We start from the raw sequence: 23,652 nt of genomic DNA, 5'->3' as shown, positions 1-23,652 counted from the left end.
GGGACACCGGTGACATAAGCTGTCCAAGCGTCCGCGATGGGCGCGCAACCTGCACAGAGTCACGAGCGCAAAGCTTAAGTACCGTCGTGCATCCACCAAGGAGGATGACGGTCATGGGCACCATCTTCGAGCGCGCCGACAACGCAGGCGAACCGACCTTCCAAGTACGCATCCGGCGCAAGGGTTTTCCGCACCTCTCCCGAAACTTTCCGACCCGCGACGAGGCCGAGCAATGGATGCTCGCAGCCGAAACGGAGTTGAAGGCGCGCATCGCTGCTGCCAAGCAAGCACCCCCGCCGCCACAGACGCCACCGGAGCCCCCACCAGAAACCCCTGAGCAGCGCCTCGTCGTCGCGGACCTCCTAAAGCGCTACATGACCGTAGAGACGCCGAAGAAGAAAGGGGCCGACGTGGAGGCGATACGCCTGCGCGCCTTGATGAAATCGCCGCTCGCCCTGATTCGTGTAGCAGAGTTGACGCCGGGCGACCTGCGCGAGTGGCGGGATAAGCGACTCAAGAAAGTCGCAGCCAGTACGGTCAACCGCGACCTGAACCTCCTGAGCGCGGTGTTCAAGCTGGCAGTCCAGGAGTGGGACATCGCCATCCCCAAAAGCGTGCTCAATGGAATCCGCCGCCCGAAGAACCCATCGCCCCGTGATCGCCGTCTCTCGGCCAAGGAGGAGGCAGCGCTGTTCGCGGCAATCGCAGATGCGCGTGGAGGCTACCTGCGTCAGATCGTAGAGCTGGCCCTAGAGACAGGCATGCGCCAGTCCGAGCTGGTGGCCCTGACATGGGAGCGTGTGCTCCTGCCCAATCGAACAATCCGGTTGATGACGGGCCAGACCAAGAACGGCCACGGACGCGCTGTCCCGCTGTCTCGCCGTGCAGTCGAGACCCTTGAGGGCATCGCCCCGCAGGGTATGCGACGCAGGCGGGTATTCCCCGGCCTAACCGGCGAAGCGGTGAAACGGTCCTTCATTCGCTCATGCCAGCGAGCTGGTATCAAGAACTTCCACTTCCACGACCTGCGGCACGAAGCAACCAGCCGCTTGTTCGAGAAGGGGTTGAACGTGCCGGAGGTCGCGTCCATCATCGGCCACAAGGACACGCGGATGCTCATGCGATACACCCACCTGGATGCATCCAAGCTGGCTGACAAGCTGGACCCTGAACCGGATACGGATGAACCGCACCGTTGAAGAAAATCCCCGCCGAAGCGGGGCCAATCATCATTACCGGGCCTCGCGCACAAGCTCGTTGGACAGCGCCGTACCGAAGATGGTGTTCGCACCGGGCACCCAGCGGGTTCCGTTCTTCACCTCCTTCAAGTAATCCACCGGATCGACGCTACCCTGCTTGTGGCCGGTTGCCGCGCCGTAGGCCATGTTGCCCACGGCTGACACGCCACGCCCCAGGTTCTGGAGGTAGCCCAGGGCTGCGATGGGGCCGCTGTTGCCGTGCGTCTGGCCGCCGAACATCAGCGAGCCTGCGTCCATCGAGTCGGGCAGGAGGCCCGCCATGTTCACCATGACCGCCACGCCGGTTGCCAGCTTGTAACCGGACAGGTTCTCCTTGAGGTACTTGTCCCGCTGCTGATCGGACATGCCGATGGTGTTGGTGTACGCCTTGGCTTGATACAACATTGCGCCCCAAGCCGTCGCAAAGGTGAACGCCGTGTAGGTGTTCGAGTCGCCGATGAACAGGTTGCGCATCATCTGCTTCTCGGAGGCCAGGAGGCCGGAGCGGCGGAACTGGCTGACCACCTTACCAAGCGTGCCTTCGGCGGCCCATCGCGGCACCTCACCGATCATGGCCCGCTGCATGGACTGGAACGTCGCCCGGTGTAGCACGCCGATGAAGGCGTCCGCAGCGTGCTGGTCATCCCACTTGTCCCAGTTGATCGCGTCACCCTTGGCGCGGCCTGCGTCGTACTTCTGCATCTGCGCCTGGATGCGCTCGATGTCCGAGGCTTGGAAGCCCAGGTCAGCGAAGCGGCGGTCGCCCATCACGGACTTGCCCGTGGCGAGGTGCTGCCAGATTTCCTCGGTGATGGCAGGGAGCAGGCCACGGTGCACCATCTTGCCGACGAGGTTCAGGCCGGACAGGTGGTTCACTGCGTTGACGCCCTTGTCCATCATGCGTCGGAACGTGCTGCCCTCGGCCAGCAGGCTCTCCGGTCGGAGGTGTCCTTCCGAGGTCTGCTGCATGTGCAGACGGTAGTCCACGCCCAGCAGGCTGCCAGCTTGCTCCGCCAGTTGCTTGATGAGCGGCGTCTCCAGCTTCGAGAAGCCGGTGCCCAGCACCTTGAAGAGGCCACGCACGCCGACAGCAGCAACCACGCCCGCAGCATCGGCCAGGGCGTTGAAGCCGATCTTGCCCATCATCGACATGTGTGCGCCCATCTGGAGCATGGAGGCCACGGCGGACTCACCGTTGTTCAGGCGGTCCTGGTGGCTGCGGATCAGGAAGTCGATGTCGTCGATCTCTTTGGGGCTTGCACCGTCGCGTCGCAGAGCTTCCTTGAGAGCGTCGATGTGCTCCACGCTCTTGAGGCCACGACGGGCCAGGGCGATGCTGCCTGCGAACTTGGATGCGTTCCCATTGACCATGCGGCCCAGGTCCGTGTCCAGGAAGTCCATCAGCGACACGCCGTTGGGTGACTGCGCCAGGAGATCGAACTCCGTGCGCGTGCGGTCGTCACGAATCTCCGCCAGCCTCTGCTTGAAGGCCGAGATCATTTCCGGCGTCACCTTCGCATTCTTCCAGTCCTCGGCCAGCAGGTCGCCAGCGATTGCCTGGAAGTGATTGTCGGTGTGCTGGATGCGCTCCTCGGGACTGCGCATCACCATGTCCACGTAGCGGTCGGTCAAGTTGCGGACCTTCTCCATGACTTCCGTGTGCAGGGCGTCGAATGCCTCGGGCGTCTGCGGACCAACGTCACGCAGCTTCGCCATCATTGGGTCCAGCACCTTCGCCACGTACTGCTCGCGGATCAGGCCCTTGAACTCGTTGAACTTCGGCACGTCGTTGTGGTACGCATCCAGAATGCCTGACCAGTCCCATCGGTAAGGCATGTGGCCCTGCCAGCCCATCCCGTTGTGGATGGCCGTACCGAGTGCTTCGCCAGCCTGGAGAGAGTCCTCCGTGATGTTGCGCCAGAAGCCGTCCAGTGCTGCGGCCAGCTTGCCGTACGGCGTGTCCTCATACTTCCCGCTGTCGCGGCCTGCCAGCCGTTCCTTGCGCTTCGCCTCACGCAGCTCGGCCACCTTGCGTCCGATTGCCTTCTCGGCTTCCATACCACCGCCCGCAGCGAGCTTGAGCTTGTCCTTGCCGTTCAGAAGCGTCGGGAGGATTTGGTTGTACAGCTCGATGAAGCCCTGCTTGTACAGGTGCGTCAGCCTGATCTTGTCGATGGCTGCGGAGTTCGCGTGCTGGCGGTTGATGCCGGTGGCGGACTCGCCCAGGATGGACGACCACAGGCGTACGCCCTTGGACTCCGACATGCCCAGGCGGAGGCCCACCGAATCCAGCGCACGGCGCAGCTTGCCCAGGCCCGGTGTGTCCCACAGGATGTTGGATTTGCCGTACCACGCCTCGGCGCGGCGGGACACGTCCGTCTTGAGTTCCTGGTGGTCCGCGATGTGCTGGCCGAAGGCTTGCACCAGCGGCGATGCCTTGGACTCGTCGCGCAGCGTGTTCGGGCTTTGCAGCACCGAGAAGTGGCGACCGTCGCTGCGGAATACCGTCGTGCTCAGTGGCTCGTCCAGCAGCCGGTCGGTGAGGTTCATGGCCCGTGCCAGGGCGGACGACTCGGACACGTCCAGGCCAAGCAGGCGACGTACACCGTTGAACAGGCGGCCCAGGATGGACTGGCCTTCCTTCTTCATGCCAGCCAGCAGGTTGATGAACTCGGACTTGCCACTGAACAGGCCGGCTACGAACTCGTGCACGTTGCCGAGGTAGTGCTTCGCCATGCGGTCGTTCTTCTCAAACGCAGCGGCAGCTTCCTCACGCAACGCCTCCAGCTCCTTGACAATCTTGCCGTGTGCCGAGTTTGGGTTGCTCAGGCCGTACTCCAGCTTGTACGCCGTGGCCGCGTGCGCTGCCTCGTGCAGCACAACGAAGTCGTCGGCTTTGCTACCTACGCGAACCGAGTGGTTGGAGAGACTGTAAGTCCCTCCGTTGGACTCGTGGTCCGTGCGGGTGAACGCTACGTCATCGCGAATGGAGTCGCGCAGGCGCACTGCCAGTGACGCGGCCAGTGAGTCTTGACTGTCAGCGATACGAGCCAGCTCTGCACGGATGCCTTGCGTCGATGCCAGCGGCTCGGTCGCGTTCTTCGCTACACCTTGCTCGCGGATGTACTCAGCTCGCACAGCCCCCGTCTCGGCCCGGTCCTTCTTGAACATTTCGGTGACGTTGGCCGTGAACGTGTCGTTCGATGCGACACGGCGGAGGTCGCCCACCTTCGCCTGCTCGTGCATCAGCGCGCCGTAGTCACGCACCGAGTACAGGTGAGGCTGATCGGCCAGAACGTCCCGACCTGCGTTGGCGGCTACGTCCGGGTAGCCGACCTTGCCAACGTTCGGGTCCACCAGTGTGCCATCCTCGCGGACAGACACAAGACGCGGTTGCTCCTGGAGGTGGGCAGTCGGGTCGTGGGCTGCAACTTCGGTCAGATTGCTGCCGATGGTGCCACCGCTGTTGTCGCGCACGGGGTCGGAGACTCGTGCTACGGCGTTGTCCACTGTCGTCTGGAGATTGCCCTCAGCGCCTTGGACCGCGTGAATGTCATCGCGGCCCATCATCTTGGTGTGCAGGAGGTGGCCGAAACCGCCGAGGGCCGCACCTACCATCGCCTGTTGCGCGACGCCGGTCCACTCGATGTCCTGGTTGTCCAGCTTGCGCATTGCCACGTCTGCAACGACGTTCTCGGCTGCTGCTGATGCGATGGCCGAAAGCGGGCTGGGGACGCGCGCTGCGACGCCTGCGGCCTCCGCCGCCCGGATTGCGTTCAGGGCTCGCATCCCGGACACCGCAGCACCCAGGCCGAGGGTTCCAACCAGCATGGCAGGGTCGCCCAGACCCGCCGCAAACATCATCGTATGCGCCCCTACGCCCTGCATCCCCCGGGTGTTATCCAGACGGTGCAGGAAGTCAGCGCGCTGCTGCGCCCAACCCATGCGGCGTGCCCACTCGGCATCGCTGCCTGCGCCCAGCACGTAGTTGCGGAGGTCGTCGTTCATCCAGACACCCGGCGTCTCGTTGCGCATAGCGTCGCGCTGATCGCTGTTCATCGTCCAGCCAGGGGTAGCCTGCTCGCGGCGGAACACGTCACCAATGCGCCCGGTCAGGTTGCTCCAGATAGCGCCCTGCGTGAACGACTCAGCGAGCCCTACCTCGTGCGTCGTGTCCGCAATCTGCGCAGCGCCTTCCTGCTCGATGCGGTCCATGACACTCATGTTGTCCGTGCGGCCAATCGCGGCCAACTGCTCGGCGTTGCTGGTGGCCGCGTCCTGCGTGGCCTTCTGCTGGAACGACGGGCGGAAGCGCTCGGCCATCGCCAGCTTCTCGCGCAGCGCACCGCCGCCCGTGCTACCCGCCGCAGCGCGCGGCGTGAAGTCGGTGTTGCCCATGATCGTCTCGATGTACCCGTTCGTCTCCGGGTTGTTCCAGGTGCTCTTGTCCCAGCCTGCGTTATAGGCGCGCAGGGCGTCGGGCGTGTTGCCGAACTGGCGCAGGTTCTCGCCCATCACCTCACCGTGGATGGTGAGGGCATCGTCGAAGTTCGACGGGTCCAGCTTCATGTTCAGTCGCTGCTCCAACTTGGAGAGCGTTTTGGGGATGACCTGGACATAGCCCATCGCGCCCTTGGCCGACACGGCGTTCGGGTTCCACCCGGACTCCTGGGTAATCTGGCGGGCAGTGGTGCCTCGCGGCAATCCGAGCTTGTCGTCCTGCTGTTGTGCCTTGGACAGTTGGTCGTCGGTCGGTTGAAACTTCATGTGTTCTCCAGATGTGACAAAGGCCGCTTGCGCGGCCCTTGGGAATGGGTTGGGTTGTTGCTTCGTCTATGCAGAGGCAGCCAGTGCATCGAAGGCCCTCACAGCCTTGTATGCGCCAACGCACCGCGCATGCCCCTTCTCGTCAGCCTCTCGCAAGTGCGCGATGGCCTGCCATGCAGCCTCATGCGCGGCGTCGGCTTCCTGGTGCAGCTGCTCGTACATGCGAGCCTCTGCGACCAGCACTTCGCGAGCGTCCTCGAATCCGGACATGCCGCTCGTGGCCCGACGTGCTACCTCGTCGTTGAAACCGTCGAGAAATGGGTCCAGGAGGCCACGCCCCTCGGGCGAGAAGGTCGCCAGCAAATCGGCCTCGCACTTGAGGCGGTAGTCGCCGATGGTTGCTCCTGCGGGCAACGCCTTACGGGCGGCGGGCCAGTACATCGCGGCGAACTTGCCGAGGTTGTACGCGGCCTTTACCTCGCACTGGGGGTAGCGGGATTGGCGGGTAACTTGGGAATGACAGGCTTGCTCAGGATGAGCGATGGCTTGGCGCATGATGCGGACTCCTGCTAGTGGGTGTGGAGGTCCGCCGTGCATCGGCCAAGATACGGGTGGCGGACCAAAGGCGGGGTTGGCCGACCGGCTAGCAGGCACCGGCACACCTGAAGGTGTCCCCGCCTCGGCCCGCCATTGAAAGGGCGTGCGAAGGCAACGGCGCAGATGATACCGCCGCTCACGACGGGATCGCGCCTCTGCTAGTCGAGCGGCCAAGCCCGGTCGCGTTTGTCTACGCAACGGCGCGCAGTCTAGTGACGTGCATACAGCCCGACAAGTGCGCAGAAAGAGATTGATTTGTCCCGCGACTGCCGAACGTCTACAGTCACTCCAAGCGCCCCGCCCTTTGCGCGCTCGCAGTGTCAACTGCTGTGCAGAGCGTCGAGCGAAGGGCTGTCGTTGTATACCCGCCACGTTCACACGGGTCGGACAGCATCCAGCAAAGCCAACGTGCCCCGCGCGGCGCTCAATTGTCCCGACAAGCGAAACTCACTTGCCGGTTGCTCCCACTTCTCCAGCGCCTCTAAGGCAGGATGCATCGGCTGGTCTTTGCGGTCCTCGCTGCGCCACCAGACGTACAGCGGATGAAGCATGGTGAACAACGCATCCCAGTCGTGTTTGCACGTGCCCATGTCGCGCGTGCGCGCCCACCACTCCCAGCACAGGGCATCCAGCTCGGCCTGCTTCTGCTCGTCGGTCATACGATTGATGGCATCTTTCCAGAGGAAAGCCATGTGGTCCGCTCGGCGGGCGGCTCCCCACTCGGCCTCCAGCATTGCTATGTCATGCCCGATCTTGTTGGCTCTTGCCGCGTACGTAATGCTCATGCTCACCTCAGTACGTGTACGACACACGACGCGTGCGCAGCGGATGTCCAGGCGGGTACTGCTCGTCCGTCACCGTCGTGCAACCGCCGCCCCGATGTGTCGAGCCGAAGCAGCGTGCGGTGGAATGTACCGCCTGTTGTGCTGCATCCGGCGACAGGCTGCCGTGCGGATCGAGGCCGCTGAGGCCGGCAGCGTTCAGGATGGTCTGCGACTGTCGGTATTGCGACAGCGAGACGTAATCAGGTGCCGTTGTCAGGGCCTGATTCCGAGCATGGTCTCGCTGCGTCTGTTGCTGGAATTCCCTGTAGGCGGAGGTTTGTTCGATTTCCATGTTGGTTCCTTGTGGATTGGTGTTGGGGGCCGGACGCCTGCGGCGTTCAGCTTGGGTAGCCTTCAGGCCTTGAGAGGCGTGGGGCGACTGAGTTGGGTGAATGCGCCCTTGGGCGTTGGCAGCACCTTGAAGCGCATGGTGAACCTTTAGCGGGCTTCAAACGGGCGGCGCTGATTGCTACGTGTGGCGAAGGCCTACACCACCTGAGCAAGGCCGCCACTGCGCGCATCGGCCAGCAGCCCCGCTAAGTGGACTTGCACGGCCAGCTCCAAGTTAGCCGCGTTGCGGAACTTCCCCGCCGTCCATCCTGCTTCGATGAGGCCGTGCCGCGCCGCAGCTTCTGCCGTAAGGGCCTTCTCCAGTTCAGCACGAAGGGCAAGCCTATCGGCGGCCGGCATACCGCTGCTGTCGTCGAATTCAGCACGTGCAGCCGCACGCTTTGCCATGACGCCATGCAGTGCCTGCCCATGCGATGCATCTAGCTCGGCAGCCATCAGTCCGTCAGGTAGCCACGACGGTACGCTGCCTGCCATTTCGCCAGAGCCTCGGCGGGCGTGGCGGCCAGCTTCAAGACGTAGAGCGGTAGCTTGTCGGAATCCAAGACGGCCATCTGTTCGGCGGGGTTCAGGCCATGAAGCTGCACCGTACGTAGTACCGGGACCGGGCGGCCATAGTCCTGAGAGTATTGATCCTGCTCGATGTCCACCACAGTGCTGACGAGAGGGTTGTCCTCCAGTTTTGGGGCCGCCTTGCGTACACTGAGAATGCGCAAAGCATCCGCCTGACTACGGAGGATGTACGCCTTGGACTCTTCCAGTTCGGCACGAAGCGCCTGAGCTTGCTGCTGCGCCGCCTGCATGGCGTCTGCCGCCGTGCGCAGCTTCTCGAACTGCTCAGCCAAGGGGCGCAGTTCGTTGATGACGCCAGAGAGTTGAAGGATGCTGCTCTCGATTGCTTCGGGGCTGCGGTAGGTCTTGGCGGGCTTCACAGTGGGCTTGGTGGTCTTGCTGGTCATGGTTTGTTTCTCCTGTTAGATGCGGCTACGACGTTGCATACGCCGCTTGATGGCCTGCCTGTTGGCGATGGCCCGGGGGTGATGGACGCTCACGCACTGGTCGTGGCGTGCGCTCCTTTTGACTTCTGCTCATCGAGCCGACATCGGATCGCCGCCGTACTTGCGGGATACCGCCCTGCGCGGGCGGCCACCGGCCTTGCGTTGTGCGTAGCTCGGCAGAGCGCCGCCCGTAACCAGCTCCAGCACACAGCGAGCTGCTGCTGCCGCATGAGCGCTGTTCGGCGTTACAGCTAGATCGGTGAAGTACTGCTTGAGGGCGACGTTGGACTCCAGCACATAAGCCGGAACGGTATTGCTCATGGTGTTACTCCTTTGGGGCTCACGCCGGGACAGACCATCCAGCCCACGCAAGCACTTCGCGTAGCTCGGGGTACAGTCGGCATAGGTGGATGATTCGCGGGCCAGGAAGGCTCGCTAAATCGAGCTGATTGATGTGGAGAGAGTCGGCCTGGACAGCCAATCTCCCGGTGGGGTATCGGCGGGCCACAAAGGGTCCGAAGGCATGTTCCAGGTACTCTCCGGATGCCTCTCTGCGCTGTTGCTCGCGGAGGGCTTGTAGGCCCGCCATAGAGCGGTCTGCTGGCGGGGCGATACCGGCTCGCACTTTCTGCCAGTCGCTACGGTTGGCCGTGAGCGTGCAGTCGTAGCAGCAGGCATCACGTACGCGGCGGCGAGTTGATTTGCACCGACGGCATGTCTTGCCGTGGTAGTGGTTCTGTCCTGCCAGGAACGCAGCCCATCGAGCGGGATCAGAGACACGAGGGCGTAAGGCTGCCTCATAGGCAGGATCAGTGCGGCATAGACGCAGTTGCTCCCGTGTCAGCTTCCCGCCTCGGGGCTGACGATGGTGTGAGGTGAATCGGGGATCGTGCTTAGGTCCGTAGCGCTGTCCCACCTTAGGCATGGGCGCAAGCCAGCTCATGTGCGGTATGGGCGACGGGAAGACCCACACGACGCATCAGCTCACAATAAATCTCTTGGGTCATCAGATTGCCGGTGGGCTCTGCATCATCGAGCCATGCAGGGCGGACCTTGCGCTCCAGCTTGAACACCTCGGGCAGAACCACCGGCATACGGCCATCTTGCTCGTCGGCGTCAGGTGCGAACTTCCCGGACAAACGGTCTCGAAGGAACCGATCCGCCGCGCGGACCTCCTCTCCTCGGTGACTCCGGGCAGTCCCTCCAGTGCGCTGGAACAGCAACCCAAGCAAGTTCTCCCCGTCAAGAATGCCTGCGGCCTCCACCTTCGGGATGTAGCGTCGGACATGCTGTGGCTGTTTCGCTGCCAACCCTGCGTACCAGTGGCACAAGGTATCTATGCCGGGAGTGAGGCCTCGTCGGTTGTTTGCGTAGCCCAGTACAAAGTGTGCGAACTTCCTAACCTCCGGTCGCAAACTAGCGAGGGCCGCGTCCTTCTTCGCTTGTTTGCCTCGAAGGTCCAAAGGCGTCATCTGGACGGTTGTTGGCGGGATGATCTCACCGCTCGTCATGTCGATGAGTTCCGTTACGGCCTTGATCTTGCCCGCCTTAGTCTTATCGACGGACCATGCTGCGAAAGATTCGATGCTGATGTTCATACTGCTTGCTCCTTCGAGCGTGAGCGAGCGTCGTCGTTCCCCTGTGTGTATTCGGGGAATCTTGTTCGTTTGGCTCAACCACGCGGGTTTACGGGGAGACGAAGTGGACGTGCGCACCACTTTCGCCAGGAATGGAGGAGGACGGTGCCCGAGATGGACACCGCCGTGGCTGCGCCGGACACATGTTGGACAGCCGTTGGAAATCTGTACTGCGACCTACGGGTACAGGGCGTGGAAGCGGACTCCTCCAGTGTACGACCAGCCACGGTCATCAGCCCAACAACGAGGCCAGCGAGAACTCTGCGAGGAACCGTGGCTGATTTCTGTCCGAGTGGGACACAAATAGCTGTACACCCACTGGAGCATGATTCCGGTACTGCTCTCTTCCACTAGCCGCATGTCAGGCCTAGCGATGGTGCGTTTGGCTGTATTGTGTCTTTGAGGGACACAAAATGACTGGCACCCCGATGTGCAGGTCTTTGGAGGCCCAAAAGAAAGGGCCGCCCGGATTGCTCCGAAGCGGCCCGCGCTACGCCGGGGGGAAAGGCCAGCGGCCTACGTCAGCCGAGCCAGCGTGCGCTGTAGCTGCGTCAGATGCCACGCCCCGCCCGTGGCGGACTTGATGCCCAGGCCGTTCAGTTCATCAACCATAGCCCGCCTCGTCAGGCCCCTAGCCTGCATACCGTTCAGCACGCCACGTAGCCTCTCCGCAAAGGCGTCTGCCTGCTGCTGGCGTTCCTCCACGTTCGGCTTGAGGTTGGCGGGGCCAGCCACCCCGAGCTTCACACCACGGCCCTTAGCGGCTGCCAGCGCTGCCTTGGTCCGAGCGCTGATCTGGTCTCGCTCCCACTCGGACATCACCGCGTGCATCTGGATCATGACCTTATTGGCCTGCGGCATGTCCGCCGCCACGAAGTCCACGCCTGTCTCCAGCAGCCCCGAAATGAAGTGAACGTTGCGGGCAAGACGGTCCAGCTTGGCAATCACCAGCGTAGCGCCGTGCTTCTTGCACAGGGCCAGCGCCTCGGCCAGCTTGGGCCGCTTCGCCAGCGCATCTGCGCCCTTCCCTGTCTCCACCTCCGTGAACTCGGCCAGCACGGCCCAATCACCGCCGTTCAGGTACGCCTGCACGAGCTGTTGCTGCGCTTCGATACCGAGGCCGGACAGCCCTTGCTTCTGCGTTGATACGCGGTAGTACGTGACGAACTTGCCGTTTGCCATGCTTGTTCACACCACAAGATGTTCGTTTAATGTGTGTACAGATTGGGAGACGGCGGCCCGGCTGTCAAGCGTGGGATGCGCTAGGACGCCGCCGCAGGCGCGGCAATCGCTCCCGGCATCGGGCCGTCCCTCGGTAGCTGCTCGTGTCTTGCACCAAGCCTGGTCGCCTCCCAGCGCGTCCGTTGCGATTCAAGGGAGGGCCATTGGGGACATTGGCTGCGGCTCAGGCGGCGCTGGCCCCCGCAAAAATGCCGGTCAAAATTCGGGCCACCGGATTATTTGAGCGAGGACAAATGCAAAACTCTGTTCGGCGTGCGGCGAGGCGATGGGAGATACACAAACCGGTGTATGCTTTCCAGCACACCAAGCGCTTATTGGCAACTCGGGGAGGTTGTTATGTCGAAAATCAAGATCAAGATGAAGCTGACTGGGTTTGAGTTGGAAATCGAAGGCTCACGAGAAGACGTGCCAGCGATTAGCCAGAGTCTCGGTCGGCAGTTGGCAGGTCTAATGCAACCGCCAGACGCAATCATCGACGGCAAGGCAAGCCATGACCTCCCCCCGGCCGCTGCCATTTTTCCTGCACTCGACGGGGATAATGAGGTGGCAGCCCGCAGAAAACCCAGGCGGCGGCGGGCAGTTTCCCCGGCAGGAGTCACTGACGTGGAAGATAGCAGTGCGGTGGATTGGCGGCATGATGCATCGAAGTACGGCTCGCCAAGCCAGTCTTGGAATACGGCCAATAAAGCATTGTGGACCCTGTATGTAGTCGCCCAAGAAACCGACGAAAAAGAGCTGTCTGGTCGCCGCATTGCTGCCACCTTCAACAAGCACTTCCGGCAAGCCAAGGCCGTCACAGTTACCAATGTCAACCGGGACCTTGGGCGGCTGAAACTGAAGAAACAATCCCATGTGTCAGAGGATACGACGAAGAACCCTAGCGCTTGGTATCTAACAGAGGAAGGCAACAAGCATGTCCAAGGGCTCATTGCGGAAGCGCTGGGGCGCAAAGAATAAAGTGTGCGACTGTGGCTCTGATTAACAAGAAACTTCTGCTGGCAGAGTTAAGCCCCCCACTGGACCACTTGCTCTGCTCGCAGTTGCTCGACGAATTTATTTCTGCCGAGCGACGGTACATACAGCGCGATTGGGAACCCGCCGAACTTGACGGTGGACAATTCTGCGAGATTCTCGCGCGCATTTACTATCACCGGGACTCGGGCGTCCTTAGTCAAGGCAAGGACTTCGACGACTGCTGCAAGCATTTGGAGAATGAGCAGGCCACCCATAAGCTCATGCCTCGACGCGATGCTCTGCATGTCGTACGGGTATTGCGCACTGTCTACAAGTTCCGTAGCCAGCGGGGGGCAGTTCACATCTCGCCAAGCTATCAGCCGAATCACATGGATTCGAAGCTGGTTATTGAGTGCGTTAGGTGGGCGATGAACGAGACCTTACGTCTGTTTTGGCGCGGAGACCGAGAGGCTGTCGCGAAGGCGATCCGCGAGCTGCTGCAGTTTGACGTGCCGAGCGTGGGGGTATTCGATGACATTCTTCTCGTGCAGCGTACAGACCTGAGTGCGGAAGAGGAGTTGCTTGTCCTTCTGCACTATGCTGGCGAGGATGGATTCAATCGCACAGAACTAGGCAAGCACGCTCAGAGGGCACCATCCACCATTACCTCCGCATTGAAGAAACTTACAGCGGCAGATTGTCGCCAAGTGGTCTTGCTGGGGAATGGGAAATACAGGCTCACCGATCTAGGCTCGCGCCGGGTCCGAGAGCAGTTGTCGAGCAAGCTATTGCTCCAATAGCAGGGCACCTGCGGCGGACTCGCGATACAAGGGGTCCGCTGCAACTGCTCCAACGGCTTCGCTAACCCAACTTCAACGCAACGTCTTGCGCCCGCAAATGCGTGTACCGCTTGAGCATTTCCATGGTTTTGTGGCCGGTGATCGTTGTCACCTCCATGACAGATAGCCCCTTCTCGAAGAACCTGGACGTGGCCTCATGACGTAGATCATGCAGCCGGATGCCGACAAGCCAGCGGGCTGATGGTGGTTTGCCCTCTGCCACGCATGATGCCTCATAGACACGCCTAGCGCGACGCACAGCGCGCATGAACGCCGTGGTGACCGCATCCTCGCTCATAGCAAACGGAACGCCCTCGCCCGCCTCCTGACGCTTCTGGAGAATGGCAAGGGCCTTGCTGGACAGCGGAACCGTCCTCGGCGTGTCGGTCTTGGTCTTGGGGATGTAGGCGGTGCGCCGGTGAAAGTCGATGTACTCCCAGTCTAGTGCCAGCACCTCACCTCGGCGCATGCCCGTCTCGACAGCGAAGGGAATCAGGTCAGCCAGCACAGGGGACAGCGTGGCAGCCACGATGGCGTCTATCTCGCCTTGTTGGACTCGTCGGTCACGCCCGGGCGGCAGCTTCGGCTTCACGACCTTCGGCACGCCACCGGGCAGCACAAAGCCCCACTCGCGGGTTGCCAGCGTCAGGGCACGGTTGATGAGCGCAAGGTGATGGATGACGGTCTGCGGGTTCAGCGTGCGTAGCTTCTCGTCGCGGTACTCCGCCAGCAGCTTCGGTGTCAGAGCCGTGAGCTTGTATGCGCCCAGGCGCTTAGTGACCGCCGCCACGCGGCTCTTATCGCTGTTCCCGCTGCGCTTGGTCGGGGAGATTTCCTCCAGGTAGCGGTCCAGCAGGTCGGCCAGAGTCGTGTCCTCGGCCTGCCGGTCGGATAAGTGGACCCCACGGTCCATCTCGGCCTCAATCGACCGCCCCCATGCCACTGCATCTGTGCGTGAGCTGAACGCCTTCGCTCGATGCGGGAAACCCTTCCTGCGTACCTGACACAGCCATGCGCCGCTGCGCTTCGTGATCGTTGCCATACGGTTCTCGGTGGAACCGTTGGTGTGACTATCGTGTGACTAAACGGGGCTCAGTTGGATAGAAGCCGCGCCAGCAAAGGCGCGGCGACCAGACGCTGAGGTCCTTCTAAGCCGACGGTCGGGGGTTCGAATCCCTCTGGGCAGGCCAAAATCCCTCGAAAAATCAAAAACGCACCGCCATCAGCCACATCCAACGATCGACGGATGTAAGTTGGCTGCAGTCACGTTTCACGGTGACTACGGTGTGACCGGCGCTGACGCTGGCGCCCAATCAGCACGCCATCGGTGCACGGCGCTTCAACTCGGCGTGGCATGCCCTCCCGCCCCCCTCCCTTGCCCAGTACGCAACACACGTCGCTCCACTGGCGACAGTCTGTTGCCAAAAAAAAAGAGCCTTAAGCGGCGCACAGATCCGCCGATAAGAAAAGGTTGTGGTGGATACCTTGTCGCACCAAAGCGTCGCCGCTCACGCGTGGCCTTGAAGCCCGGGGACCGCGCTGCGGCGGCTTGAGGTGTGCGCCACGGTTATTCCCGCAGGTTCGCAGCAGTCGCGGGCGCAGGCGAGTCCATTCGGTTTGGGTTCTGTTGCCGAATGCGCTCGCGTGTCTGGCTTCCCCATTCTTGTCACCTGTCCCGATTTCATGCTCAGCCCGCTCGCTCTGATAGGTATCGTGATGGTGTCCTGCTTGATGAGCGTCGCCATCCTTGGGTCGCTGCTTCGGACAGCCGTGCCGGGCATAGGCCGCTGGTGCGTGGCCCACGCGTTGTTGGCCACGGCATCGGCATGGGTGCTGATCGCCGGCGCTCAGCCGGGGCAGTTCGTCACGCTGGGCGCCGCGCTGGTTACGCTCACGGCTGTCCTGTTGCTCATACAGGGCATGCGTCAGTTTTTCGGCAAGGGTCCGGCGCGGCATGAGGAAACTGCGGCGTTCGTCATCGCGGGCGTTGCGCTCGTGTATTTCACGTTTGTATCGCCGAACATCGGGATGAAGACCGGGGTCGTCTCCATTTTTTTCGGCTATGCGCGGATTGCCGTTGGAACATTGGCGCTGCGGCACGCGCCGCATGATGGCGCACGTTACCCCTATCGGTTCGTCGCCGCAGCCGCCTACCTGGGCGCGTTATTCCATGTCACGCGGGCTATCGCCATTGCGTTTGGTATGCCGCAAACGGGTTTTCTCCAGCCATCGACGTGGAACGTGCTCTTTCTTGGGCTGGCGATCGTCACCTTCCCGTGCATGTCGACGGGCATGGTGATGCTTGCGCACGATCAGCTTGCCCGAAGGATGGAGCAGCTCGCCAATATTGACGAGCTGACGGGCGTCCTGATGCGGCGAGCGTTCATGGCAAAGGCGAATGCCCTGCTTCACGAAGCCGTGGCACATGGGAGGCCATTGTCGATTGCCGTTCTGGACATCGACAAGTTCAAAGCCGTCAACGACGCCTTCGGCCATGCGATCGGCGATCGCATCCTCAAGCATGTCGCATCGGTGGTATCCACGCGGCTGGGGTCCGGCGACCTCTTCGGGCGGCTCGGTGGTGAGGAGTTTGCGATTGTGTTCGTGGATGAGCAAAAGACGGCTGCGGCGACGGTAATGGATGAACTCCGGCTCGCGGTCGAGCGATCGCCCAAAGAAGGCGTGTGTTGCACTTTCAGCGCGGGCGTCGAATGCGTAATGCCCGAAGACACATTGGCAGCCGTCTTGGCACGGGCCGACGCTGCGCTCTATATCGCGAAGGCCAAAGGGCGCAACCAGGTCATCATGGCTTCACAGGCCAACGAATGCGAAATCGAAACGCAATAAGCCCGGCCCCAGCAGCACCAGTCTGCTGATTTGCGGTGGCAGAGCGCGGGGAAAGTTTCAAATCAGGTCCGCCCGCCAAGCCAAGCACACCGAAGAACCGCATGGGTGATGAGGGCGCTCTTCGAACGGCTTGTCGGCGCGCAGGCACGTGCCTATGCGCTGCGCCCTACACCACTGGCAACTCCGTCGTCGACAACACCTCCTTGAGCACCATGAACGTCCGGATCTGCCGCACGCCGGGCAGGTACAGCAACTGTTCCGCATGCAGGCGGTTATAGCTCTCGCTGTCCTTGGTGCGAACGAGCATGAAGTAATCAAACTCGCCCGTGACAACGTGGCACTCCAGGCAACCTGAGACCTTCTGCACCGCCTTCTCGAACGCCGCGAAAGATTCCGGCGTGGAGCGGTCCAGCACGACGCCGATCATCACGAGCGAGCCCAGGTCCATCGCGCGGGGGTTGAGCAAGGCCACAATCCCTTTGATCAAGCCCAGTTCCTTGAGCCGCTCCACGCGTCGCAAGCATGCTGGCGGGCTGAGGTTCACCTTGGCCGCCAGCGCGACGTTTGAAATCGAAGCATCACGCTGGAGCGCCTTCAGGATGGCCCGATCGGTGCGATCCAAGGCGTGGCGTGCAGAAGCTGCCGCACTGTCAGATGCCGCCTGCAATTTCATTTCGTTCTTTCTCATTTTCAAGAAATAACCGCATCCAGATTCGATGGTTTGATTTTCCATATTGCGGATACGCGACTATCTTTGCAACCGCATTTTGCGGCGTTCTGCGTACCATTGGTTTCCAACATCCCGCCATTTGCGGCATTGAAGGAGCCCCTCATGAACCTGCAGAAATTCCCCCGCTATCCCCTCACGTTCGGGCCGTCGCCGATCCAGCCATTGAAACGGCTGAGCGCGCACCTGGGCGGCAAAGTCGCGCTGTATGCCAAACGGGAGGACTGCAACAGCGGCCTGGCCTTCGGCGGCAACAAGACGCGCAAGCTGGAATACCTGATTCCGGAAGCGCTTGAGGGCGGGTACGACACGCTGGTGTCGATTGGCGGCATCCAGTCGAACCAGACGCGCCAGGTGGCGGCCGTAGCAGCACACCTCGGGCTCAAATGCGTGCTGGTGCAGGAGAACTGGGTGAACTACTCCGATGCCGTGTACGACCGCGTCGGCAACATCGAGATGTCGCGCATCCTGGGCGCCGATGTGCGCCTCGACGCCGCGGGCTTCGACATCGGCATCCGCCCGAGCTGGGAACAGGCCATGGAGGACGTGCGCAAGCGCGGCGGCAAGCCGTTCCCGATTCCGGCCGGTTGCTCGGAACATCCGCTGGGCGGGCTGGGCTTTGTAGGCTTTGCCGAAGAGGTACGTCAGCAGGAAGCGGAGCTCGGCTTCAAGTTCGACTACATCGTGGTGTGCTCGGTCACGGGCAGCACGCAAGCCGGCATGGTCGTTGGCTTTGCGGCGGATGGCCGGGCCGACAAGGTGATCGGCATCGATGCCTCCGCCAAGCCCGAGCAGACACGCGCGCAGATCCTGCGCATTGCGCGACACACCGCCGAGCTGGTCGGCCTCGGCCGCAATATCACCGAACAGGATGTGGTGCTTGACACGCGCTACGGTGGCCCCGAATACGGCTTGCCCAACGCGGGCACGCTGGAAGCCATCCGCCTATGCGCACGCCAGGAAGGCATGCTGACCGACCCCGTGTACGAGGGGAAATCCATGCACGGCATGATCGACATGGTGCGCAACGGTGAATTTCCTGAAGGCTCGCGCGTGCTGTACGCGCACTTGGGCGGCGTGCCGGCCTTGAACGCGTACAGCTTCATCTTCCGCAATGGGTGAAGCGTCAAGCCGATCTGCGGTGCGCGCTGCCGTCTCTGAGCGCGCCCGCTGAGCCCGTTAGCGCGCCTTGCTCCGCCCACTCTTGCGGGCACTGGCGCCACGCGTTGTCTCTCGGGAGGGCGGCGCGCTGTCCGCGCTCATCTGCTCGAGCCACGACAGCGCATCGACATACGACAGAAACTGCCGCAGATACGCCGGCGACAGCTCACGCATCGACAACAACGCGCGGTGCACGAGGCTGCTCGAATTGAGCGGCCCGGCATTCGACGGCACCTCAAGCTCCAGCGATTGACGCAACTGCGTTTCGGCGCTGAGCTTTGCCCAGATGTTCCGGAAGTCATCGAGCATGCTCACTTCCGGAGACGTGCTCGCCGCGCGGATCTGCTTGATGTCGCTCAGCAACGCAGCCAATGGGCTGCGCGCGGGCTGGCATGAAGGCGCGGCGCTCTCAGCCGAACTGGCCGCTGAAGTACGGCTAGCGTAATCGGCCAGCAATTGGTGCACCCGCGTATTCAGTGTGTCTTGCACAGCGCCGGTCTGAGCGGCCGCCCGCCGGTGCAGCGCCTCGATCAAGCGAAAGCGAATCGGGTCTGCGCGATCGGCACCGCTGGCGCGCAGGGCGTCAATCGCGGTGGCGAGCGTTGCTTCAGTTGGCTTCACGGCGCCCACCGTTGGAAGCCGACGAGCGCGGCACGGGCGCGATTTCCACGCGCCGGTTCTTGGCGCGGCCCGCGTCGTCTGCGTTGGAACTCACCGGCTGCTCCGAGCCGAACGCCGCGGCAAATACGCTGGATGCAGGAATGCCCTCGTCGATGAGCGCGCGCGTCACCGTCAGCGCACGCTTGGCCGACAGCTCCCAGTTATCCGCAAACTGGCGATTGCCGGATTGCACTTGCTGGTCATCGGTAAAGCCGCTCACCATCAGGATCTCATCGCGCGACTTCAGGTATGCAGACAGCGGGCCGGCCAAGCTCTTGAGCAGCGTGCGCCCTTCCGGCTGCAGTTGGTCGGAGTTGAGCGCAAACAGCACGCTGCCGTTGATACCGATACGCCCGTTGACGAGCGTCACCCGCCCAGCCGCCAGCGGGCCCGCCAATGCCTGTTCAAGGGTCTTGCGACGCTGCGCTTCCGCCTCGCGCTGCTTGACCTCACTCTCCAACTTGGACGACAGCTCCAGCTGCACGCCGATCACACCCACCAGAATCAGCACAAAGGCGCCGAGCAGCACCGACATCAGGTCGCCAAAAGCCGCCCAGACAGGCGCCGTGGCTTCGACGCCGGCGTCAATGTCGTCGTTCATGCCGCCTCGGCTCCGGCAAAGCGCTGCGTATCCTGGGTGCCGCCAAGGCGCTGCAGGTCTTCGATGATCTGCTTTTGCGACAGCATGCTCAGGTCGATCACCTCGCGCGCCTGCGCCACGTAGTAGGCAAGCTGCTCGTCGCTGCGCGTGAGGGACTTGTCGAGCGCGGATTCGATGCGCTCCAGCTGCGCCATCAGCTTGTCGTTCGATTCGCCAAACAGTTGCACCGCCGCGCCGAACGCTTCACCCAAGCTCGCGACCTCGGCAGCGCTGCCCGTCACCTGAGCAGCCACGGCGCCGAGCTTGCCGGTTTCGGCTTCGACATGGTCCGTGAACCGCGTGCCGACGCGCTCCAGCAAGCCTGCTGAGGTGGCCACCAGCCCATCCACTGCGGTGCGCTGCTCGGTGGAAGCATGGTTGACGGCGTCGAGCAGCGTTTCCAACGTGCCCAGCAGGCGCGTGCGCTCTTCCAGCATGGCCGTGTCGCGCGCCATGCTGTCCGACAGCTTCTGGCGCAGCTCGGCCACCACTTCAGCCGCTGCCTTGGGTGCCTCGGATGCGGCCTGCACGAGCTGCGCAATCTCGGCGATCGTGCCCTTGGCGTGCGCCTCCGCTTGCGCGGAGATGTCGCGCGCGGTCTGCGCCAGCGCGTTGCAAATGTCCTGCTGTCGGTTGGCGGTGTCGGCGCCGGCCTGCTCCCATGCCTGGCTCAGGCGGGTGCCCATCGCGCCGAGCGTCTCTGCCCAGGCGGCCAGCCGCTGCTGATCACGGGCCTCCAGCGCAGTCTGCAGTTCGACGTGCGATTGGTTCAACGCTTGCAGCAGCGCGGCACCATGCTGCTCGAACGTGGCAGCTGCGCGTTCCAACGCGCGTTGATGCTGGCTGGCGGCCTCGGTCTGCGCATGCGCTTGCCGCGCCAGTGCCTCATCCCAAGCGCCAGACAGGCGATCTGCCGTGGTGTCGAGGCGCGCGGACACGCCGTCGAGCAAGCGGGTCGAACGCTGCTCAAACGTATCGGCAAAGCGGTCCAGCGATGTGCTCACCTGGCCGACCAGCGCCTCGCTCGAACGCTGGTGCGCGGTCAACGCGGTGTTCCAGATGCCGGCCACCGTCTCGGCCGTGGCTTCGAAACGCGTCGATAGCCCCTCCAACTGGCGCTGTACAGCGTGCGTAACCGTGTCGTGCAGCGTGGCGGATTCGCGGGCGAGCCCGGCCATGGTCGTTTCCACCACGGGCTGGATGGCGGCGCTAGCGGCACGCGCGCTATCAGCGGCACTCTCCTTCAGCGACTGCCCCACCGAGACGGCGAGATTGCTGTACGCCACCTCAGCCTTGTCCAGAAACGCTTGCTGCGTAGCAAGCTGGCGCTCGCTGCTGGTGGCGCTCTGTTGCTCGAGCGCGGTCATCATGGCCTGCAGGCGGTCCACCAGCTCGGGCATCACGTCAGACTGCCGCTGCAGAAGCTGGAACGTGGCTTCGCGCTGATGCGCATGCGAGTGGATACGCAGCGTGGTGGCAATGTGGGCGTCCAGCGCCTGCACGGCCTGCAGACGTTCACGCCGGCACAGCGCGGAGAGCAGCCCCAGCATGGCGGACGTCGCCACACCGGCAATCGAGGTGCCGAACGAAAACCCCAGCCCCTTGATCGGCGCTGCCAGCGATGCACGAATCGCTTGCAGGTCTGTCGCGCTTTCCAGTGCGGCGCCGGTGCCCTTGAGCGTGACCACCATGCCGAGCAATGTGCCCAGCATGCCCAGCAGCACGAGCAGCCCCACCAGATATGGCGTCAATGCCGGCCCCGGCAGCGCAGCGCGCTCGCCCTCCACGCGCAGGCGCACCGCATTGCGCAGGCTGGGGTGCAGTGGTTCCAGCCAGGTGCTCAGTTGCGCAGGCGGCTCGGACAGCCCCGCCACGGCGTGTGCAAGCGTGCCGGTCGCCTGTTGGTAGCGGCGCAACTCCAGCGCACCCGTCAAGTAGATGGCACCGATGAGTACCGTCACGGCAAGCGCCAGCGCATTCCAGCCGACCAGATAGCCGCCGGCAATCCAGCCCACAGCGGCCACGCCGGCAAAGAAAACGATGAGATTCAGGTGATGTCTGGACATGGTGTCCCGCTTAGCGAGTACGAAGGGCGGCAAGCAACCCTTCGACCGGTTGAAAACGAACCTCCAATTCCGCCAGCAGCACGCTCCGCATGTCGTTGCGGAATGCGTTCAGCCACGCATTGGATGGGGCGGTGAGGGATTCAGTCGCGTGATCGGCCTGCCGTTGCTGCTCTGCCGCGCGCAGGCGCTCGAAATACTGCCCGAGCAAGGTTGGGATGCCCCCCAGCAGCGTGCGTTCGCGCACGGCGAGGGCTTGCTCCATGCTGGCATCCAGCACCGCAAGCTTGGCCAGCGCCGGTGAGTTTGCCGCCAGGGCGCGACGCAGGCTGCTGCGCAGGTTGCCGACGTCCATCTCCATGGCTTGCTGCATGGAGAGATAGCGCTGCCGAAAATCCGCGTAGTCGACGTCAGCCGCAGCGGGCGCGCTCTGCACCGGCGCGCGCAAAGCGTTGGTCGACCTCGTGTCTGGCGAGCCGCTTGCGTTGATGGCTTTGGTCAATGCCGTGCGAACGCGGCTGCACATGGCCTCTGCATTGGCCGCCTGCGCTCCAACCGCCCGCGCGCTGGGCGCCACGGCCGGCGGGCTGGCCGCCAGCGCGCTTGACAGCGTGATGGCGTCAGTCCAGCTCAGCCATTGGCTCAGCCGGTCGGCCAGCGATTGCGCCGGTTGAGGCACATCGGCGTCGGCCAAGCGAGCAAGTAAACGGATGAGCGCGGGGCCGCTCAGGGCTCCGCGCGGCTGGGCGTGCGCCATGCTGCGAATGCAAAAAAGGCAGAATTTTACACACGCCCGCCTAGGCGCCCGCCCCCGCCCGGGGGAAACGTGCCGTCAGCCGTGCCGACGGGCCCGCACCGCGCCGGCCAGCGTGTCCAGCAACGGCTCGGTCTGCGCCCAGCCCAGGCACGCATCGGTAATCGACACGCCGCGCTGCAGCGGTACGCCCGATTTCAGGTCCTGGCGTCCTTCTTCCAGATGGCTTTCGATCATGACGCCGACAATGCGGCGCTCGCCGGCGGCCAATTGCTGCGCCACGTCCTGCCCCACGTCGATCTGGCGCAGGTGGGATTTGCCGGAGTTCGCATGGGAGCAATCGACCATCACCTGCTCGCGCAAGCCCGCCTTCCGCAGAATCGCGCAGCTGTCTTCAATGGCGGCTGCATCGTAGTTGGGCCCCTTCTTGCCGCCTCGCAGGATGACGTGCGCATCGCTGTTGCCGCGCGTCTCGAAAATCGCGGCCATGCCCATCTTCGTCATGCCCATGAACGAGTGCGAGGAGCGCGCCGCCAGAATCGCGTCGGCGGCAATCTGCACGCCGCCATCGGTGCCGTTCTTGAAGCCGATCGGGCAGCTCAGCCCCGAAGCCAGTTGCCGGTGACTCTGGCTCTCGGTCGTGCGCGCGCCAATGGCGCCCCAGGCGACCAGGTCGGCAATGTACTGCGGGCTCAGCAGATCCAGAAACTCGGTGGCCACCGGCAGGCCGAGCGCCGTCACCTCCAGCAACAGCTCGCGCGCGCGGCGCAGGCCTTCGTTGATGCGGAAGCTGCCGTCGAGCCGCGGGTCATTGATGTAGCCCTTCCAGCCGACCGTCGTGCGCGGCTTTTCAAAGTACACGCGCATCACGATCAGCAGGTCATCACGCAGGCGCGCCGCTGCGGCCTTGAGGTGATGCGCGTACTCCATCGCCTGGTCATGGTCGTGGATGGAGCACGGGCCCACCACCGCAATCAGCCGATCGTCCCGGCCCTGCAGCACGTTGGTGATGGCGGCGCGGCTGGTTTCCACCTGGGCCTGCACCTCGGGCGATACGGGCAGTTCGTCCAGCAGCAGTGCCGGGGAAATCAGCGGGCGGACGGCGCCGATGCGCACGTCGTCAATACGGGTCGTGTCTTGCGTGGCGTCGGCCACGCCGACTTCCTTGTCGTGCTTGGGATCGTCAATACGGGTCATGGCAAGCGGTGTTCTGTGGACTAGCAATGAAAAACAGCGCTCATTAGGCCCGTGCGGGGCCGGCCGCGCAAGCGCAACGGTGCGCCAGCCGCACGGAATCTGCTCTCCGACAAGAAACCGGCTAGCGACGGCCATCTCAAGGGGTGGGCTCACATCGAC

At 63.2% G+C, this 23,652-nt stretch carries 21 protein-coding genes; 5 read left to right on the top strand and 16 right to left on the bottom strand.

Features of this window, described 5'->3' with window-relative positions; translation table 11 throughout:
* Positions 1–113: 113 nt before the first annotated feature.
* Positions 114–1,199 (top strand): tyrosine-type recombinase/integrase, encoded by a 1,086-nt coding sequence (locus ACN9M1_RS06460; RefSeq protein ID WP_426398374.1) that lies wholly within the window; start codon positions 114–116, stop codon positions 1,197–1,199.
* Between the two features lie 33 nt (positions 1,200–1,232).
* Here ACN9M1_RS06460 and ACN9M1_RS06455 read toward each other — a convergent pair whose 3' ends face one another.
* From ACN9M1_RS06455 to ACN9M1_RS06415, 9 genes are all read right to left on the bottom strand, one after another.
* The gene (locus ACN9M1_RS06455) at positions 1,233–6,005 is read right to left on the bottom strand and encodes a transglycosylase SLT domain-containing protein (protein ID WP_426398373.1); all 4,773 of its coding nucleotides are present in this window, start codon (positions 6,003–6,005) and stop codon (positions 1,233–1,235) included.
* 66 nt (positions 6,006–6,071) lie between these two features.
* The gene (locus ACN9M1_RS06450) at positions 6,072–6,560 is read right to left on the bottom strand and encodes a hypothetical protein (protein ID WP_426398372.1); all 489 of its coding nucleotides are present in this window, start codon (positions 6,558–6,560) and stop codon (positions 6,072–6,074) included.
* Between the two features lie 416 nt (positions 6,561–6,976).
* Complete coding sequence (locus ACN9M1_RS06445; RefSeq protein ID WP_426398370.1) at positions 6,977–7,387, bottom strand: hypothetical protein; 411 nt, start codon at positions 7,385–7,387, stop codon at positions 6,977–6,979.
* Between the two features lie 7 nt (positions 7,388–7,394).
* A complete protein-coding gene (locus ACN9M1_RS06440; protein ID WP_426398369.1) occupies positions 7,395–7,718 on the bottom strand; it encodes a hypothetical protein in 324 nt (107 codons plus the stop codon).
* 194 nt (positions 7,719–7,912) lie between these two features.
* Positions 7,913–8,212, bottom strand: coding sequence for a hypothetical protein (locus ACN9M1_RS06435; RefSeq protein WP_426398367.1), 300 nt, complete (start codon positions 8,210–8,212; stop codon positions 7,913–7,915).
* Positions 8,212–8,733, bottom strand: coding sequence for a hypothetical protein (locus ACN9M1_RS06430; RefSeq protein ID WP_426398365.1), 522 nt, complete (start codon positions 8,731–8,733; stop codon positions 8,212–8,214). Before ACN9M1_RS06430 ends, ACN9M1_RS06435 begins: the two co-directional genes overlap by 1 nt.
* Before the next feature lie 129 nt (positions 8,734–8,862).
* On the bottom strand, positions 8,863–9,093 hold the full coding sequence (locus ACN9M1_RS06425; RefSeq protein ID WP_316894960.1) for a hypothetical protein: 231 nt from the start codon (positions 9,091–9,093) through the stop codon (positions 8,863–8,865).
* A 596-nt stretch (positions 9,094–9,689) separates the two neighbouring features.
* A complete protein-coding gene (locus tag ACN9M1_RS06420) occupies positions 9,690–10,370 on the bottom strand; it encodes a hypothetical protein (RefSeq protein WP_426398364.1) in 681 nt (226 codons plus the stop codon).
* A 555-nt stretch (positions 10,371–10,925) separates the two neighbouring features.
* Entirely contained in the window at positions 10,926–11,591 is a 666-nt protein-coding gene (locus ACN9M1_RS06415) for a recombinase family protein (protein ID WP_426398362.1), read from the bottom strand.
* A gap of 396 nt (positions 11,592–11,987) precedes the next feature.
* Here ACN9M1_RS06415 and ACN9M1_RS06410 point away from each other — a divergent pair, with 396 nt between their 5' ends.
* Complete coding sequence (locus ACN9M1_RS06410) at positions 11,988–12,608, top strand: hypothetical protein (RefSeq protein ID WP_426398360.1); 621 nt, start codon at positions 11,988–11,990, stop codon at positions 12,606–12,608.
* An 11-nt stretch (positions 12,609–12,619) separates the two neighbouring features.
* Positions 12,620–13,405, top strand: a complete 786-nt coding sequence (locus ACN9M1_RS06405; RefSeq protein ID WP_426398358.1) for a hypothetical protein — start codon at positions 12,620–12,622, stop codon at positions 13,403–13,405.
* Between the two features lie 61 nt (positions 13,406–13,466).
* Here the strand turns inward: ACN9M1_RS06405 and ACN9M1_RS06400 are convergent, their stop codons facing one another.
* A complete protein-coding gene (locus ACN9M1_RS06400; RefSeq protein WP_426398357.1) occupies positions 13,467–14,486 on the bottom strand; it encodes a site-specific integrase in 1,020 nt (339 codons plus the stop codon).
* A gap of 689 nt (positions 14,487–15,175) precedes the next feature.
* On the opposite strand from ACN9M1_RS06400, the gene ACN9M1_RS06395 reads away from it, so the two are divergent.
* Positions 15,176–16,291 (top strand): GGDEF domain-containing protein, encoded by a 1,116-nt coding sequence (locus ACN9M1_RS06395; RefSeq protein ID WP_426398356.1) that lies wholly within the window; start codon positions 15,176–15,178, stop codon positions 16,289–16,291.
* Positions 16,292–16,457: 166 nt separating this feature from the next.
* Here ACN9M1_RS06395 and ACN9M1_RS06390 read toward each other — a convergent pair whose 3' ends face one another.
* Positions 16,458–16,979 (bottom strand): Lrp/AsnC family transcriptional regulator, encoded by a 522-nt coding sequence (locus ACN9M1_RS06390; RefSeq protein WP_426398814.1) that lies wholly within the window; start codon positions 16,977–16,979, stop codon positions 16,458–16,460.
* 144 nt (positions 16,980–17,123) lie between these two features.
* On the opposite strand from ACN9M1_RS06390, the gene ACN9M1_RS06385 reads away from it, so the two are divergent.
* A complete protein-coding gene (locus tag ACN9M1_RS06385; protein WP_426398355.1) occupies positions 17,124–18,140 on the top strand; it encodes a 1-aminocyclopropane-1-carboxylate deaminase in 1,017 nt (338 codons plus the stop codon).
* A gap of 57 nt (positions 18,141–18,197) precedes the next feature.
* On the opposite strand, the gene ACN9M1_RS06380 is transcribed toward ACN9M1_RS06385, so the two are convergent.
* From ACN9M1_RS06380 to ACN9M1_RS06360, 5 genes are all read right to left on the bottom strand, one after another.
* Positions 18,198–18,800 (bottom strand): DUF2894 domain-containing protein, encoded by a 603-nt coding sequence (locus ACN9M1_RS06380; RefSeq protein ID WP_426398354.1) that lies wholly within the window; start codon positions 18,798–18,800, stop codon positions 18,198–18,200.
* Complete coding sequence (locus tag ACN9M1_RS06375) at positions 18,787–19,440, bottom strand: OmpA family protein (RefSeq protein WP_426398353.1); 654 nt, start codon at positions 19,438–19,440, stop codon at positions 18,787–18,789. The genes ACN9M1_RS06380 and ACN9M1_RS06375 overlap by 14 nt, the downstream gene beginning before the upstream one ends.
* Entirely contained in the window at positions 19,437–21,545 is a 2,109-nt protein-coding gene (locus ACN9M1_RS06370; RefSeq protein ID WP_426398351.1) for a DUF802 domain-containing protein, read from the bottom strand. Before ACN9M1_RS06370 ends, ACN9M1_RS06375 begins: the two co-directional genes overlap by 4 nt.
* 10 nt (positions 21,546–21,555) lie before the next feature.
* A complete protein-coding gene (locus ACN9M1_RS06365) occupies positions 21,556–22,299 on the bottom strand; it encodes a DUF3348 domain-containing protein (RefSeq protein WP_426398350.1) in 744 nt (247 codons plus the stop codon).
* Between the two features lie 75 nt (positions 22,300–22,374).
* Positions 22,375–23,493, bottom strand: coding sequence for a 3-deoxy-7-phosphoheptulonate synthase (locus tag ACN9M1_RS06360; protein ID WP_426398348.1), 1,119 nt, complete (start codon positions 23,491–23,493; stop codon positions 22,375–22,377).
* Positions 23,494–23,652 lie beyond the last annotated feature (159 nt).

Origin of the sequence: Ralstonia sp. R-29 (assembly GCF_049913345.1) — a bacterium.
GTDB lineage: Bacteria > Pseudomonadota > Gammaproteobacteria > Burkholderiales > Burkholderiaceae > Ralstonia.
Note: the sequence above shows the minus strand (reverse complement) of the source record. Positions and strands in the feature narration are given on the sequence as shown.

What these genes read in the sequence shown, in the direction of transcription:
- ACN9M1_RS06440 (WP_426398369.1), bottom strand. Translation starts at nt 7,718, where the DNA reads ATGGAAATCGAACAAACCTCCGCCTACAGGGAATTCCAGCAACAGACG.
- ACN9M1_RS06435 (WP_426398367.1), bottom strand. Translation starts at nt 8,212, where the DNA reads ATGGCTGCCGAGCTAGATGCATCGCATGGGCAGGCACTGCATGGCGTC.
- ACN9M1_RS06370 (WP_426398351.1), bottom strand. Translation starts at nt 21,545, where the DNA reads ATGTCCAGACATCACCTGAATCTCATCGTTTTCTTTGCCGGCGTGGCC.
- ACN9M1_RS06395 (WP_426398356.1), top strand. Translation starts at nt 15,176, where the DNA reads ATGAGCGTCGCCATCCTTGGGTCGCTGCTTCGGACAGCCGTGCCGGGC.
- ACN9M1_RS06400 (WP_426398357.1), bottom strand. Translation starts at nt 14,486, where the DNA reads ATGGCAACGATCACGAAGCGCAGCGGCGCATGGCTGTGTCAGGTACGC.
- ACN9M1_RS06410 (WP_426398360.1), top strand. Translation starts at nt 11,988, where the DNA reads ATGTCGAAAATCAAGATCAAGATGAAGCTGACTGGGTTTGAGTTGGAA.
- ACN9M1_RS06365 (WP_426398350.1), bottom strand. Translation starts at nt 22,299, where the DNA reads ATGGCGCACGCCCAGCCGCGCGGAGCCCTGAGCGGCCCCGCGCTCATC.
- ACN9M1_RS06420 (WP_426398364.1), bottom strand. Translation starts at nt 10,370, where the DNA reads ATGAACATCAGCATCGAATCTTTCGCAGCATGGTCCGTCGATAAGACT.
- ACN9M1_RS06445 (WP_426398370.1), bottom strand. Translation starts at nt 7,387, where the DNA reads ATGAGCATTACGTACGCGGCAAGAGCCAACAAGATCGGGCATGACATA.
- ACN9M1_RS06385 (WP_426398355.1), top strand. Translation starts at nt 17,124, where the DNA reads ATGAACCTGCAGAAATTCCCCCGCTATCCCCTCACGTTCGGGCCGTCG.
- ACN9M1_RS06460 (WP_426398374.1), top strand. Translation starts at nt 114, where the DNA reads ATGGGCACCATCTTCGAGCGCGCCGACAACGCAGGCGAACCGACCTTC.
- ACN9M1_RS06455 (WP_426398373.1), bottom strand. Translation starts at nt 6,005, where the DNA reads ATGAAGTTTCAACCGACCGACGACCAACTGTCCAAGGCACAACAGCAG.
- ACN9M1_RS06415 (WP_426398362.1), bottom strand. Translation starts at nt 11,591, where the DNA reads ATGGCAAACGGCAAGTTCGTCACGTACTACCGCGTATCAACGCAGAAG.
- ACN9M1_RS06360 (WP_426398348.1), bottom strand. Translation starts at nt 23,493, where the DNA reads ATGACCCGTATTGACGATCCCAAGCACGACAAGGAAGTCGGCGTGGCC.
- ACN9M1_RS06425 (WP_316894960.1), bottom strand. Translation starts at nt 9,093, where the DNA reads ATGAGCAATACCGTTCCGGCTTATGTGCTGGAGTCCAACGTCGCCCTC.
- ACN9M1_RS06450 (WP_426398372.1), bottom strand. Translation starts at nt 6,560, where the DNA reads ATGCGCCAAGCCATCGCTCATCCTGAGCAAGCCTGTCATTCCCAAGTT.
- ACN9M1_RS06390 (WP_426398814.1), bottom strand. Translation starts at nt 16,979, where the DNA reads ATGAGAAAGAACGAAATGAAATTGCAGGCGGCATCTGACAGTGCGGCA.
- ACN9M1_RS06375 (WP_426398353.1), bottom strand. Translation starts at nt 19,440, where the DNA reads ATGAACGACGACATTGACGCCGGCGTCGAAGCCACGGCGCCTGTCTGG.
- ACN9M1_RS06430 (WP_426398365.1), bottom strand. Translation starts at nt 8,733, where the DNA reads ATGACCAGCAAGACCACCAAGCCCACTGTGAAGCCCGCCAAGACCTAC.